The sequence below is a fragment of the Mesorhizobium sp. WSM1386 genome (assembly GCF_055901595.1).
Map to the genome: position 1 here is coordinate 4,428,463 of NZ_CM148373.1, position 12,315 is coordinate 4,440,777.

Consider the following 12,315-nt stretch of genomic DNA (forward strand, 5'->3'; position numbering starts at 1 on the left):
CGCCAGACAAGGCTAGCGCTAGCCTTTCAGGCTGGTTTGTATCGCTGATGGCCTTACTCGTACTAAGCTTTACCATGTGTCACAGCTTCGCCACACGTGCGCCCATCGGCTCCCAGCCTGAACCAGAATTCCTCCCTTCCACATATCGCCATAAGGAATGGGCCGCCGGTAGGCGCCATATGCTTGGCGAGATGCGCAAAAACCTGTTCATCGTCATTGCTGGGCCGCACTGGGGCACCATCCGGGTGGCTATGCCATTCTCCAACGTAACCAAGGCTTCCTGCACTAGCCACGCCAAGGCGGTCCACCATCGGCTTCAGGTCCTTTGCTCCGCGGATGAAATAGGTGGGGGACTGGGCACTATCGGGCGGCGCTCTCAGTGCAGCCAGGATGTGTACAACGCGCCGGCTCAGATCAAAGGTGCCAATCAGAATTCCGCCGGTTTCATTGGGAGCCGCTTCACCACGGAGCCGTTGCATCGCGTTGAGGGCGAAGTGACTAATCGTAAAGCGCCAATCCTCAATGGTGTGACGCTCGACGCCTGAAAGTTCCAGGTTAACTGGCGTAATCGCGCCATTCTTAGGATCAAGGCGCCAGACTTGAGATGAAGCAACCGTCCGTTCGAACAATCCGATCAACTGCCCCCCTGCAAGGCCAGTCAGTGTCTGTACCTGCCAAGGAGGGAGAGGACGCGACAAATCCTGGCACGCATTGGCGTAACGAATAAAATCGAGGCGACCGCCGCTTAAATGCCCCTGCAGGCGGTCGTCGATGGCGACTGCCAAGAAATATTGCGCCTCGATCTCGTCCAAGCGTAACGCTCTCGCCGGATCCTCCGCCAAAATGACAAGATCGCTACCTGATGGATTGAAAAAGCAACTTACGGCGCGCCGAAGCCGGCCGTGGTCCGCTACATACCCAAGGACAGCCGGTGACGCACTGAAGTCTACGACCAAATCGGCCTGTTCAAGTTTTTCCTCGATCTCTGCACCCAACTCTCCGGGATCAAGGATATTGGCCCTAATCTCATTCGCAGAGTCATGGTCAGCCAGAATACAGTTCGCATCAAGCGCTAGGGCCTGGGCCTTGCCGACCCCCACGGCACGGTTGTCTTGAAACTGACGCACGGTGTTGTGGGGAAGCACAATATCGTCGTCTATAATCGTCCATATGCCGATCCCGGCGCGCGTCGTGCCGACGACGACGTTTGACCCAATGGCACCAGCGCCAATTGCCACCAAGCGCCGGTCCTTTCCAATTGGTGATGCAGCAAAAAGGCGCGCGGTTGCACGGTCGAGTCTCCAGATTACACGCCACTGATCCAGATAGGTTTTGCTGAGATCGCCAGCTGCACCGGAAGGGATTCGTGCGACGACTGTACCTCGTTGGAAATAGGTACCTCCCAGGAGTTCACCCAGTTGTGAGAGCTTTTGGTCAGGCATGAATGCACGGACTTCGCAGCCCTCAACCTCGCCGCCGATCTCCTCGAGTTTCGGGATCTTGAACATCAGCAGCACGTGGCGTTTGTCAGCTCGCTGAAGCTGCTCCGGCTGCAATAGCCAACTCTTAATCTGGGTAAGGGAATCAGGGACGCCGTGCGCCGCTGCAAATTCAATAAGCTCACTGAGGGTTTGCGGTGCTTGGAGCAGTGCACCTTGAACCTGTGGAGGGAACGTGATTGTCAGCACGGAAATCTCGAACTGCTCTTCTTGCGACTTCGCCCTCGGCGGTCCCAGTAGCATTGTCCACTGACCATTGTATTTGTCCGCACTCCAAACGGCCAAATTCGTTGGTAAAGGGGCAGCAGGCAAGATGAGGCTGTTCGCGGTTGCCCGCAGCAAGGGTTCCAACGCTTGCCCTTCCTGGTGCAAGGTCTTTGTTGCCATACGTGTGAACCAATTGCGGATGCGCTCAATAAGGGCCTGCGCCGTGAGCCCACGACGGAGATCCGCCCAATTCTCTTCCCATATGCAAAGACAAATTCCGTTCGAATCAGGAGTGGCGTTTGTGTGCACCTGATTGTGCGGGAAGTCGGCTCGTCGAGAAAACACGAAGGGAGAGGCGGAATCGTCTACCGGAATGCTGAGGCGAATAGGCTCTGCATCGCTGATTGCCACCGCCCGATCTTGGGGCAATTCCGGTTCAACCACCAGATCGATCAGATCTTGGTTGGAGTCTGTTTCAACGTTCTCCAGGCGGGCATAGGGATAGTCATGGGCTGCGAGGTAGGCGACGATCGCGCGAGCTCTGGCCGACTTCAAAACAGTCACGCTTCTCCAGCCCTTGGCGCGGCACTGCTTGTGATGGTTGCCGAACCGCCCGCCGTTTTCTTAATGGTATAGCCGCTACCGCCAATCTCAATGACAAGCGGCTTGGGATTAAAGACCGTCGGATGTACCATCGTCACCAAATACTGGCCATTCTTGGCCTTTGCGACGCTTTCATAATAGGCCGCCGCCTCCCTGTGTGGCGGCTGCGTGCTATCAACTTCGGGTATAACGGAGCTAGTTGAAACCAGCAGGGACTTTTCCGCGCCTTGGGTTTCGTAAAGCCACTTCAGTCGGTCTACTGGGACTGTCTCGCCGTCACCCTTATCGTCAGCCAACGACTTATAACTGGTGTGGTGAGGCACATTATTGATATCCCACAACAGCCGGTCATCGTGACCATGGAATTGGGTAATACGCACAATGTCGTCGATCGTGCCATGCTCGACGTCTGCCGACAGAATGAGTCGTGTCAGGCGTTCCGCTACCCGAAAAGTGGCCTGCATAAAAAGAGCAGAGGAGTTCCGTATGATCAGGTCACCTTCACAATGCTCTGCAAAGGGAGAGTGAACAAAGAACTCGACCCCATCGGCATCCAGGTTGAACTCTGGGCACAACGTACCCGCGTCGCTGATCAGATTTCTGCGTTTCGCAGGGTCAATGTCCCGATCAAGCAAGAACTCGTTCAAGGGGTCAGGGCGCGAAAACACCCGCACACCTTCACCCTCCAGGAAGCGATGGCGGGCTTCGGCACGCAAGGTCCGCGCCTCGCCTTCGACGCCCACCTCGAGAACAGCGGCTGCAGGTACCCATAGGGTCTTGATACGAATCCGACCGTCGCCTTGGTACTTATCCGCATGATTCAGGTGGAATACTTCTTTGGCGCGCTTGGTATGGTCAGTATCGAGGTGAGTAAAGGCGACCACATCGATCTCTTTTTTATCGCCTAGGCACTCGCGCAACTCCTTCTCCAAGTCACAGCGTTTGTCCGCCGCGTCATCAGGGTTGCGCATATCAGCAAAATCAAAAAGGGCGGTACGCCCGTTTTCAAGCTGGATGAAGCAGCAGTCCGCGTTACCTATCGGGAAAAAACGAACAGTATGCATTGCTTTCTATGACCTCAAAGGCTTGGTGGAAATGCGGCGAACATAGCAGGAACAAACCTGAAAGTCTTTTTCTTACGGAGTTTCTCCTGTGCATAAGCGCTAAAGCTGGTACCCAATTTCCTTCCGCTTCGTTTTCGCGAGGCCCTGTGTCCCCAGCGCAGATGCGCGATAATTTGGGTCGACTTTGTTACACAAATCCTTGCACATCCATTGTGAAAGCGGCTATAATCCGTTCGCAAACAACGAGATGGACGAGGGCTATTCGGTCTCCAAAACCGCGCGGCTTTTAACGACAGATGCCGATCGAGGCATGTTTGAAGTGATCGTAACCGCGGCCATTGATCGAAGGCGTTTATTGCCGCCGGAGAGACTGCTGTCTGCTAAGCCAACTTCACTCGTCTACGCAGCCCTCGCCGCTTGGATAGTGTGAAGCATTTCCGGCTTGAGGTGCGTATAGCGCCGCAACATCTTCCAATCCTTGTGACCCGTGACCAGTGCTACCTGTTCAATCGTGAATCCAGCTTCGAAAAGGCGACTTGTTCCTTCGTGCCGCAAGTCATGAAAATGAAGGTCGTGGATACTCAGATCAACGCAACCTCGACGGAAGGCGGTGCCAACTGACCTATGATTGAAAGGGAAAATTCGATCATCGTCATTGCTGCGCCTTGCCTGCTGCTCCTCGACAATTGCCCAGGCATCGTATCCGGTTGCTGCGAATAGCGGTATGCGCTGATTGTTGCCTTTCTTGTTCCGCGGGTCTTTCCGGTCACGGATAAGAAGCATCCGCGTGCGAGATTCCAGGTCGGACCAACGGACCTTGCAAATTTCCTCCTGGCGCATCGCGGTTGCGACGGCGAAACGTATGATCTGGCTAACCGGTGCAAACTGACGAGGGTTTGCATCGAAGTGAGCGATCAGCCTGTCGAGCTCATCCTGGGTAGGCCGCCTGTCGCGCTCATGCCCTTTGCCAACAAGGCCAAGCCTCTTTAGGGCGATACGCGCGAGATCCACTGGTTCGACTTTGACCGGTAGACCGTGCACCGCAGCAGCGTGGGATAGGATGAGTTTTATCAGGCCGATGTCGATACCGAGAGTCACCGGTCCGGCGCCTTGGGCGGCGCGATCGCGGCCGAAACGAATGAGCCGTTCGCGATCGAGAGCCGCCATATTGCACTTTCCAAGATGCCTTTGCAGCATATCGAGTGTCGCGGCCTTGGAGCGGAGAGGGGACTTGCCTACATCGCACATGTCGCCGATATGGAGGTCGATGAGTTCGCCGAAGGTTTTCAGGCGCGCTATGCGGGACTTTGTCGGCGTCTCACCACGATCGACTTGGCGCTCGGTTTCGGTTGCCCAGCGCCGTGCGTCGTCTCGGCGCAGGAAGGTCTCGCTGACGTAGCGACCTTTGCGACGGACTTGGACACGCCAGGAACCGGACGAGAGTTTTGTGTAGGTGGCCATTTTTTCGTGTGCGCTCCGTGTGCACTGAGAGATCGAAACGTGGCGAAAAGGGTCGTATTCTGGCGTAAATTCGTGTGCACTCGGCAGGTTCTAACGATTTGATGTTAAAGAAAAAATGCTGAAAATTCAAGACCATAGACTGGCCGTGGCGCCTATGATGGATTGGACGGACCGGCATTGCCGCTTCTTCCATCGCCAGCTGACGGCCCGTGCGTTGCTCTACACCGAGATGGTGGTGGCCGATGCGGTCATCCAGGGCGCGCGCGATCGGCTGCTTGGCTTCGATCAGGCGGAACATCCGGTCGCCCTGCAGCTCGGCGGCTCCGACCCCGCGAAACTTGCCGAGGCGGCGCGCATTGGCGAAGCGTTCGGCTATGACGAGATCAATCTCAATGTCGGCTGTCCGTCGGACCGCGTCCAGTCAGGTACGTTCGGCGCCTGTCTGATGAAAGTGCCCGACCTGGTCGCCGACTGCGTCGCGGCCATGAAAGCGACGGTGAAGATCCCCGTCACCGTGAAATGCCGCATCGGCGTCGACGAGCAGGATCCCGAACCGGCGCTCGATGCGCTGGCGAACGGGGTTTTCGAAGCCGGCGCCGACGCCTTGTGGGTGCATGCGCGCAAGGCATGGCTGGAAGGGTTGAGCCCGAAGGAAAACCGCGACATCCCGCCGCTCGACTACAACAGGGTCTATCGGCTGAAGGCCGGAAAACCGAACAAATTCATTGGTATCAATGGCGGTATTCAGTCGCTTGACGAAGCGCGTGGGCATCTCGACCACGTCGATGGCGCCATGCTTGGCCGCGCCGCCTACCACACACCAGGTATTTTGGCTGGCGTCGATGCCGCGTTCTACGGCACCGAGCCAGCGGCATTCGATTTCACCGCCCTGATCGATGCGATGGCGGACTATGCGGCGCGCCATATCGAACAGGGCGGGCGGCTTGGCCATGTCACCCGCCACATGGTCGGGCTGTTCCACGGATTGCCCGGCGCGCGCCGCTACCGCCAGATCCTGTCGACCGACGCGACCCGGCCCGGCGCCGGGCCGGACGTGCTGAAGACGGCTTTCGCGGCTGTGGAATTCGGCGGAGCGGCGGAAGCGGCCTGAAACACCTCAGTCCCGGAGGACCATGCGGTCGCCGCGCACGTCGAAGCCCGACAGCGAGCCGATGAAGTTCATGCCGAGCAGGCTTTGGCTGAGCATGCCGGGTGCCGCCACCATCACCGACATGTCCTTGCGCACGATGCCGCCGATCGCCACCTCGTTGGTCTTGACGGCTGCGGCGCGCGCCATGCCGTTGGCGGTCGAAACCGGTATCGTGTAGTTGAGCACCGCCGGATTGAAGCCTGCGGCTTGTGCGTCCTGCGATGTCAGCACGGTGCTGGTCGCGCCGGTGTCGACCACGGCGCGCACCGGGTTGCCGTTGATCAGGATGCGCGCTTCGAAGTGGCCATTGTCGGCCTTGTCGAGGGTCACGGTGGCGTGGCCGTCTTCGACGCCGAGCGCCAGCGGACTGCCGGGAACGAGGCCCGCGGTCACCCGGCTGGCAACGTCCTGCAGTTCGTAGCGATACTGATAGCCGGCGATCAGCGCGAGCACGATTGCCGCCCAGGCGCCAAGATTGCGGGCCATATCGCCCCACGGGCGGCCCGACCGCAGCAGGCCGGCACCGATAAGGGCACCGAAGGCGCCAAGCCAGATCAGCCGGCCGAAATCGTCATTGTCGACGCCGAGCGTGCTGCCGGCGGAATCGTTGAGCATGAGCAGGACTGCCCCCATGCCGATCACGGCCATCAGAATCCAGAACAGCCGGCCCATCCGTGCCTCATCAAACCAAAGAGTTAGAGCAGTTCGCCGTTTCCGTGAAATGGTCAACTGCTTTAGAGTGCGTCGCGTTCGCGCGCCATGCGGGTGCGGCGCGTTTCCCGGCGCGGCCGGCGCTCGACCGTTTCCAGCCGGGCCGGCAGTTCGGCCATCACGCTGCGGCGCGTTTCCGGCGTCATCCCCATCCAGGCACCGATTTCCTCGCGCGTGCGGCCGCAGCCGAAGCAGAAGCCGGTCTTCATGTCGATCGAGCAGACCAGGATGCACGGGGATTCGATGGCCGTCATGACTTTCTCTTGAGGTTTCCGCTCGGAATCCCTCGTTCCACTCCACATGGTGCAACGGCAAAGCCAATGCAAGCCCTCGCGATCGCGCCCTCCGCCGCCGTCTTTGCGGCAATCAAGCAAGAAGGACGATCGGGCAAGAAGGACGATCGAGAGGTTGTGCCGATCACGCAAGGCAGTTATGCCGCTCACCACCTCCAGGAACGATTGCTCCCGACATGACCAGCGCACTGCCTTTCGACGATTTTCGCAACCTGCTCGCCAACTTGCCAGCAGCCGACACGACAGCCCAGGCACGCGTACGCACGCTGTTCGCCAAAGCCGACAAACCGGGGAATTCGCTTGGCCGTATAGAGGACGTCGCCGCGTGGCTTGCGGCCTGGAGCGGCCGGGCTCCGCCCGCGGTGACAAGGCCACTGATGGCGGTCTTTGCCGGCAATCATGGGGTTGTCAGGCACGGCATTTCGCCGCGTCCGGTGGCGGCGACCGCCAACGCGGTCGAGCTTTGCGCGGCCGGCGGCGCGGCGATCAACCAGATCTGCATTGCCAACGACCTCGGGCTGAAAGTGTTCGATCTTGCCCTGCACATCCCGACCGGCGACATCACCGAGGACGCCGCGCTCGACGAGCGCGGCTGCGCGGCCACCATGGCCTTCGGCATGGAAGCGATTGCCGGCGGAACCGATCTGCTTTGCCTCGGCGATCTGGGCGTCGGCAATTCGACCGTCGCCGCTACCCTGCTCGCCGCGCTGTTCGGGGGCAGGGGTGCCGACTGGGTCGGCCCAGGGTCCGGCGCCGATGCGGCGATGCAGGCCCGCAAGGCGGACGTCGTCGATGCGGCGCTGGCCTTTCACGCCGACCATCTCGATGACCCGTTGGAGGTGCTGCGCCGGGTCGGCGGCCGCGAGTTCGCGGCGATGGCCGGCGCCATCCTCGCCGCGCGGATGCAGAATATCCCCGTGCTGCTCGACGGCTTTGCCGCGACGGCCGCCGCGGCGGTGCTGCATGCCGCGAACCCTTCGGCAATAGACCATTGTCTTCTTGCCAGCCTGTCCCCGGAGCCGGGCCACGCCCAGGCCGCCGAACGGCTCGGCCTTCGACCGCTGCTCGACTGGGGCATAAGCCACGGCGAAGGGGCAGGGGCGGCGCTTGGCGCAGGCCTGGTCAAGGCGGCGGCACTGACCAGCTCGGGTATGGCGGCGGCGGTTCGGGGCTAGACGCTCCGCACTTCGATGAAATCCGCTATCGCCGCCGTGCCGCCACCGCCGCGGTCGGCAGCGCCGGCAGTTCCTCCATCACCCGGGTCAGCGGGAAGATGGCTATCGCCTCGGTACCTTCGCGCAGCTTGGAATGAAGTTCGAACTCGCCGCCATGCATGGCAAGCAGACCCTGCACGATCGGCAGGCCAAGCCCCGTGCCTTGTTCGGCGCTCTTGATGGCGATCGAGCCCTGGCCGAACGCCGAGAGCACCACCGGGATCTCGTCCTCGGGGATGCCCGGGCCATTGTCCTTGATCGAAATGTATTGTCCACCGCCCGCCGTCCAGCCGACGCGCACACGGATCTCGCCGCCGGTGGCGGTGAACTTGATGGCGTTGGACAGAAGGTTGAGCGTGATCTGGCGCAAGGCGCGCTCATCGGCGAACAGGCGCGGCAATGTCTGTTCGAAATCCTGGATCACGCGAATATCCTTGTTGCGTGCCTTCAGCTCCATCATGTGGCAGCAATCCTCGACGATGTTGAGCAACATCACCGGCTCTTCATTGAGCTGGTAACGGCCGGCTTCGATGCGCGACAGGTCGAGGATCTCGTTGATCAGGTCGAGCAGATGCTGGCCGGAATCATGCACGTCATGCGCGTAGTCGCGATAGGTCGGATTGCTCATCGGTCCCAGCACTTCGTTCGCCATCACCTCGGAAAAGCCGAGAATGGCGTTGAGCGGCGTGCGCAATTCATGGCTCATCGAAGCGAGGAAGCGCGATTTTGCCAAATTGGCATCCTCGGCCCGCCGCCGCGCCTCGTCCGACATCGATTTCGCCGTCTCCAATTCGGCGATCAGCGCGTCTTTCTCCGAGCGGAACGACAACATCATAAGGGATGAATCGTTGAGGTGGCGGGCGACATAGGCGAAGAAAGGCAATGACAAGACCAGCAGTCCGGCCATGATCGCCTCGAGCGGCATCCACAGCTTGGCGCCGGCATAGGCATAGAGCGCCACCGGAACGGCAAAGGTCGCCAACAGTGCCCCGCGCAGGGACGAGGCCATGACCGCCGTTCCTGCCATGGCAAACAACAGCACCACCGCCTTGACCACATGGAACTGGTCGACCGCGCAGGCGCCGCAGCCCAGCCAGACGAACCATGCCCAGCCGAGACCGCAAAGGAAATGGCCAACCAGGAATTCCCCGCGCGCTTGCAATGGGTTGAGCTCGGAAGCTTCCGTGCGCTCGATCTGACGCGCCATGAAGACGACGACCGTGTAGCAGGTGAGCGTGAACAGCGCCCAGAGCCCAATCTCGTTGCCGACACCGGCGAGCCGGCCGGCCGCGGCGATCGCCAGGACGAGCAGCGGGATGACCACGGCGCCGCTTGTCATCGCGCGGGCGTGCAGTTTCAGGAGTTCACGGTCGAAATCGAGACTACCGGCCTGCTGGGAAAGACGGTCGCGCGTCTTGCGCACCGCGCGTGCCACATCGCTGTTGCGATGGGGTTTCCTGCGGTCCACAATGAACTTGTCCGCTGTGTTCGAGCGTTGCAAAGGCATGGAAACTTCAATTTATGCGCGCAGCGATTTCAAGGTGTTAAGCTACGTTCGAATGATTAACCAACCGTTTGCCATATGAGTCGTTCCTGGTCGCCAAGACCGCGCCGGCGATACGCGGCGCCGCGCCAGAGAAGCCTGTGGCGCAAGGTGCTGGACTACGGGCTGGCTGCCATTATCCTGGGGCTGCTGATCTTGCTCGCGGCGCGCCTCGACCGGGTCGAGACGCGCAAGACGCAAGGCGCGGCCATCGTCAATGACGGCGATTCCATCACGCTCGGCACCGAACGCATCCGCATGCGCGGCATCGACGCCCCTGAATACACCCAGACCTGCCGCAGGAACGGCGCCGATTATCCCTGTGGAACGCTCGCGCGCCAGTCGCTGGTACGCCTGATCGCCGGCAGGCCCGTCACCTGCAGCGGCTGGCAGCGTGACCGCTATGGCCGGTTGCTTGGCGACTGCAAGGCCGGGGGCACCGACCTCAACCGCGCCCAGGTCGAGGCCGGCTGGGCCGTCGCCTATGGCGGCTTCGAAAGCGAGGAAGCGACTGCCCGCGCGGCGAAATCTGGTATCTGGGCGGGCACGTTCGATCAGCCGCAGGACTGGCGCGACAGCCATCACGGCGAGGTCGTGGAACGAAAACACGGTACGCTGGCGTCGATTGGCGACGCCGCTCGGGAGATTTTTCGCTTCTGGTGAAGCGTATCTGTTTGAAGGAAAAGGAGGATCGAATGAAGCTCTTCGACGGTGGCCGGGCGCCCAACCCGCGGCGGGTTCGTGTTTTCCTTGCCGAAAAGGGGATCGCGGTGCCGCTGGTGCCCATCGACATGGGTGCGCTGGAGCACAAGGGCCAGGCGGTACGTTCGCGCAACCCTTTGCAAAGGCTGCCGGTGCTGGAGCTCGATGACGGCACCGTCATCACCGAATCCGTCGCCATCTGCCGCTATTTCGAGGAGTTGCATCCGGAGCCGGCCTTGTTCGGACGCGGTGCGCTCGGCAAGGCGCAGGTCGAGATGTGGCAGAGGCGGATGGAGTTCAACCTGCTCAGCAGCATCACGCAGGCTTTTCGCCACATCCATCCGGCCATGAAGGACTGGGAAATCCCCCAGATCCCCGAATGGGGCGAGGCCAACAAGCCGAAGGCCGTCGAATTTCTCAAACTTCTCGACGGCGAGTTGGCGAACCGGGAATTCGCCGCCGGCGACGATTATTCGATTGTCGATATTACCGGCCTGATCGCCGTCGACTTCATGAAACCGGCACGCATCAAGGTGCCGGAGGAATGCACCAATGTGTTGCGTTGGCATCAGGCGATCTCCAGCCGGCCGAGTGCGGCTGCTTGAGCGAGGAACTCGACAGCTTCGCGGCAGCGGTCCGCGCCTGCCGCATCTGTGTCGAAAATCCCATCGGCAAACCGCTGCCGCATGAGCCGCGGCCGGTGCTGCGGCCATCGTCCAGCGCCCGCATCCTCATCGCCAGCCAGGCGCCGGGAACCAAGGTGCACTTGTCCGGCATGCCGTTCACCGATGCCTCGGGCGACCGCCTGCGCAACTGGCTCGGCGTGACCAGCGACGAATTCTACGACACGGAGAAATTCGCCATCGTGCCGATGGGCTTCTGCTTTCCCGGACAGGACGCCAAGGGCGGCGACCTGCCACCGAGGCGCGAATGCGCGCCTGCCTGGCGCGCGCCCTTGATGGCCCTGATGCCGCGGATAGACCTGGTGCTGACGATCGGCATCTATGCGCAATCCTGGCACATGGGCGCCGCGCGCCGCCCCTCGCTGACGGAAACGGTGGGGGACTGGCGCGCCATCTGGGAGAATTCCGTTGGTGCGAAAGTCTTGCCGCTGCCGCATCCGTCCTGGCGCAACACCGGCTGGTTGAAGCAGAATCCGTGGTTTGAAATGGATTTGCTGCCTTTCCTGCGGTCGGAAATCCGCTATCGCCTCGGTTAGGCATTCAGCAAGAAATCACTCGCTTTTACGCCGTTCGGCAGAATTTCTTTCTTGTGAACGGCCGAAATAAGAGGGAGTATAGCCAATCTATTCCCCAGGAGCGCTTCAATGGACCGCCTCGACAGAAAAATTCTCCGCCTCCTGCAGGAGGACGCGACGCTCGCGGTCGCCGATGTCGCCAAGAAAGTCGGCCTGTCGACCACACCTTGCTGGCGCCGGATCCAGAAGCTCGAGGAGGAGGGCGTCATCAAGCGGCGCGTCGCCATCCTCGATCATGAGAAGGTCAATGTGCGGGTCACCGTCTTCGTGTCGATCCGCACCAATTCGCACAGCCATGAATGGCTGCGGCGGTTTTCCGAGGTGATCCAGGAATTTCCCGAGGTGGTCGAGTTCTACCGCATGAGCGGTGACGTCGACTATCTCTTGCGCGTCGTGGTGCCCGATATTGCCGCCTATGACGCCTTCTACAAGCGGCTGATCGCCAAGATCGAGATCCGCGACGTGTCGTCGTCCTTCGCCATGGAGCAGATCAAGTACACTACCGAAATCCCGCTCGACTACATGGTGCTGGACAAGGAATCGGGTGCCAACGCTGCCTAAAGCGCGTCGCGCTGAAACGGATTCATGCGACGTGCTTTAGGTCTTTGTT

12 protein-coding genes are annotated in these 12,315 nt (G+C 60.6%); 6 read left to right on the forward strand and 6 right to left on the reverse strand.

Translation table 11 applies throughout. The features are described 5' to 3' along the window. Window positions 1-62 precede the first annotated feature (62 nt). From AC0NIH_RS21555 to AC0NIH_RS21565, 3 genes are all read right to left on the reverse strand, one after another. Entirely contained in the window at window positions 63-2,270 is a 2,208-nt protein-coding gene (locus AC0NIH_RS21555; protein ID WP_473464707.1) for a Mov34/MPN/PAD-1 family protein, read from the reverse strand. Next, window positions 2,267-3,373 (reverse strand): hypothetical protein, encoded by a 1,107-nt coding sequence (locus tag AC0NIH_RS21560; RefSeq protein ID WP_473464704.1) that lies wholly within the window; start codon window positions 3,371-3,373, stop codon window positions 2,267-2,269. The genes AC0NIH_RS21555 and AC0NIH_RS21560 overlap by 4 nt, the downstream gene beginning before the upstream one ends. Window positions 3,374-3,772: 399 nt before the next feature. Further along, the gene (locus AC0NIH_RS21565; protein ID WP_473464701.1) at window positions 3,773-4,834 is read right to left on the reverse strand and encodes a site-specific integrase; all 1,062 of its coding nucleotides are present in this window, start codon (window positions 4,832-4,834) and stop codon (window positions 3,773-3,775) included. Between the two features lie 115 nt (window positions 4,835-4,949). Here AC0NIH_RS21565 and dusA point away from each other — a divergent pair, with 115 nt between their 5' ends. Beyond that, window positions 4,950-5,945 (forward strand): tRNA dihydrouridine(20/20a) synthase DusA, encoded by a 996-nt coding sequence (gene dusA / locus AC0NIH_RS21570; RefSeq protein WP_473464699.1) that lies wholly within the window; start codon window positions 4,950-4,952, stop codon window positions 5,943-5,945. Between the two features lie 6 nt (window positions 5,946-5,951). On the opposite strand, the gene AC0NIH_RS21575 is transcribed toward dusA, so the two are convergent. Both AC0NIH_RS21575 and AC0NIH_RS21580 read right to left on the reverse strand, forming a co-directional pair. Next, entirely contained in the window at window positions 5,952-6,656 is a 705-nt protein-coding gene (locus tag AC0NIH_RS21575; RefSeq protein WP_473464697.1) for a TIGR02281 family clan AA aspartic protease, read from the reverse strand. Between the two features lie 62 nt (window positions 6,657-6,718). Further along, window positions 6,719-6,949, reverse strand: coding sequence for a DUF1289 domain-containing protein (locus tag AC0NIH_RS21580; RefSeq protein WP_013895544.1), 231 nt, complete (start codon window positions 6,947-6,949; stop codon window positions 6,719-6,721). 215 nt (window positions 6,950-7,164) lie between these two features. Here AC0NIH_RS21580 and AC0NIH_RS21585 point away from each other — a divergent pair, with 215 nt between their 5' ends. Beyond that, window positions 7,165-8,163: a nicotinate-nucleotide--dimethylbenzimidazole phosphoribosyltransferase gene (locus AC0NIH_RS21585; RefSeq protein ID WP_473464694.1), complete on the forward strand. Its 999-nt coding sequence runs from the start codon at window positions 7,165-7,167 to the stop codon at window positions 8,161-8,163. A gap of 25 nt (window positions 8,164-8,188) precedes the next feature. Here the strand turns inward: AC0NIH_RS21585 and AC0NIH_RS21590 are convergent, their stop codons facing one another. Continuing rightward, window positions 8,189-9,709 carry a sensor histidine kinase gene (locus tag AC0NIH_RS21590; protein WP_473464692.1) on the reverse strand — a complete coding sequence of 507 codons (1,521 nt, stop codon included), beginning with the start codon at window positions 9,707-9,709 and terminating at the stop codon, window positions 8,189-8,191. Between the two features lie 75 nt (window positions 9,710-9,784). Between AC0NIH_RS21590 and AC0NIH_RS21595 the strand changes: the two genes are divergently transcribed. The 4 genes from AC0NIH_RS21595 to AC0NIH_RS21610 all read left to right on the forward strand — a co-directional run bounded on the left by AC0NIH_RS21595 (window position 9,785) and on the right by AC0NIH_RS21610 (window position 12,266). Beyond that, window positions 9,785-10,408 (forward strand): thermonuclease family protein, encoded by a 624-nt coding sequence (locus tag AC0NIH_RS21595; RefSeq protein ID WP_473464690.1) that lies wholly within the window; start codon window positions 9,785-9,787, stop codon window positions 10,406-10,408. A gap of 32 nt (window positions 10,409-10,440) precedes the next feature. After that, entirely contained in the window at window positions 10,441-11,052 is a 612-nt protein-coding gene (locus AC0NIH_RS21600) for a glutathione S-transferase (RefSeq protein WP_473464688.1), read from the forward strand. After that, window positions 10,992-11,666, forward strand: coding sequence for a uracil-DNA glycosylase family protein (locus tag AC0NIH_RS21605; RefSeq protein ID WP_473464686.1), 675 nt, complete (start codon window positions 10,992-10,994; stop codon window positions 11,664-11,666). The genes AC0NIH_RS21600 and AC0NIH_RS21605 overlap by 61 nt, the downstream gene beginning before the upstream one ends. Before the next feature lie 108 nt (window positions 11,667-11,774). Then, window positions 11,775-12,266 carry an Lrp/AsnC family transcriptional regulator gene (locus tag AC0NIH_RS21610; protein WP_006205209.1) on the forward strand — a complete coding sequence of 164 codons (492 nt, stop codon included), beginning with the start codon at window positions 11,775-11,777 and terminating at the stop codon, window positions 12,264-12,266. Window positions 12,267-12,315 lie beyond the last annotated feature (49 nt).

Bases quoted from the DNA above. Each gene is read 5' to 3' on its own strand.
- AC0NIH_RS21575 (WP_473464697.1), bottom strand. From the start codon at position 6,656: ATGGGCCGGCTGTTCTGGATTCTGATGGCCGTGATCGGCATGGGGGCA.
- AC0NIH_RS21610 (WP_006205209.1), top strand. From the start codon at position 11,775: ATGGACCGCCTCGACAGAAAAATTCTCCGCCTCCTGCAGGAGGACGCG.
- AC0NIH_RS21590 (WP_473464692.1), bottom strand. From the start codon at position 9,709: ATGCCTTTGCAACGCTCGAACACAGCGGACAAGTTCATTGTGGACCGC.
- AC0NIH_RS21565 (WP_473464701.1), bottom strand. From the start codon at position 4,834: ATGGCCACCTACACAAAACTCTCGTCCGGTTCCTGGCGTGTCCAAGTC.
- AC0NIH_RS21600 (WP_473464688.1), top strand. From the start codon at position 10,441: ATGAAGCTCTTCGACGGTGGCCGGGCGCCCAACCCGCGGCGGGTTCGT.
- AC0NIH_RS21560 (WP_473464704.1), bottom strand. From the start codon at position 3,373: ATGCATACTGTTCGTTTTTTCCCGATAGGTAACGCGGACTGCTGCTTC.
- AC0NIH_RS21585 (WP_473464694.1), top strand. From the start codon at position 7,165: ATGACCAGCGCACTGCCTTTCGACGATTTTCGCAACCTGCTCGCCAAC.
- AC0NIH_RS21580 (WP_013895544.1), bottom strand. From the start codon at position 6,949: ATGACGGCCATCGAATCCCCGTGCATCCTGGTCTGCTCGATCGACATG.
- dusA (WP_473464699.1), top strand. From the start codon at position 4,950: ATGCTGAAAATTCAAGACCATAGACTGGCCGTGGCGCCTATGATGGAT.
- AC0NIH_RS21595 (WP_473464690.1), top strand. From the start codon at position 9,785: ATGAGTCGTTCCTGGTCGCCAAGACCGCGCCGGCGATACGCGGCGCCG.
- AC0NIH_RS21605 (WP_473464686.1), top strand. From the start codon at position 10,992: ATGCACCAATGTGTTGCGTTGGCATCAGGCGATCTCCAGCCGGCCGAG.